The 600-nt window shown below is 60.8% G+C and carries 1 protein-coding gene and 1 pseudogene; one reads left to right on the top strand and one right to left on the bottom strand.

Annotation, left to right across the window (positions count from 1 at the left end):
• Positions 1-214, top strand: a 214-nt coding sequence (locus EOA32_RS39450) for a hypothetical protein (protein ID WP_210214894.1), incomplete at its 5' end; no start/stop codon positions are given.
• Between the two features lie 260 nt (positions 215-474).
• Here EOA32_RS39450 and EOA32_RS37615 read toward each other — a convergent pair.
• Positions 475-600 (bottom strand): annotated as a pseudogene (locus EOA32_RS37615) (IS481 family transposase); the annotation flags it as partial.

Genomic DNA, 600 nt, shown 5'->3' with positions numbered 1-600 from the left:
ATTCTGCTCAGCTGTCATAGCGCGTCAGTTTGTTGTCAGGTCAGCCAAGCTAAGTTCCGCCTCAAGCGAGCAATGGTTGTTAGGTGATGTTGAAGGTGATTGCGACCTCCCGACTGCGAGCGAAAGGGATTTGAGCGTCGGCCCGGCCAAGGGCCTGCTCGATTTACCGATCCGACAAGGTGCTTCCTTCAGAGCTCCCGGTTCGGTGCCCTAGACTAGGCGCGCTTTGGGGTTCCTGAGCGGCGGCCATGTTGGCTCGCCTGTCGTTGCTCCACACACTTTAGGCGATGCGTTGTTGCCTGGATCGGAGACGAAACATGACCAACATCGGCCGGACGGGAAGATCGCGCAGCGGAGGCACTCAAGCCGGTGGCGCCCCGGACGGCAGGCCCCAAGCCGCATCAGGTCACGCCGCGGCAGAAGGGGGAAACGCGTTCAGCTCGATTGTCGAGCGGATGCACCGCGAGCCGCAGGCTAGCTGTGGAGCCTCAACAGGTTGTCCTCGGTTAGAGCGAGGCGACTGATAGGTGTTTTGGACTTTAGGCTCCCGTGGGGACGGTGCCAATTGTATCTGTGCAGCCAGACCGGCAACTCTGCGGC

This window comes from Mesorhizobium sp. M1A.F.Ca.ET.072.01.1.1, from assembly GCF_004023325.1.
GTDB lineage: Bacteria > Pseudomonadota > Alphaproteobacteria > Rhizobiales > Rhizobiaceae > Mesorhizobium.
The sequence above is the reverse complement of the archived record's forward strand: the minus strand, read 5'-3'. Positions and strand labels throughout refer to the sequence as shown.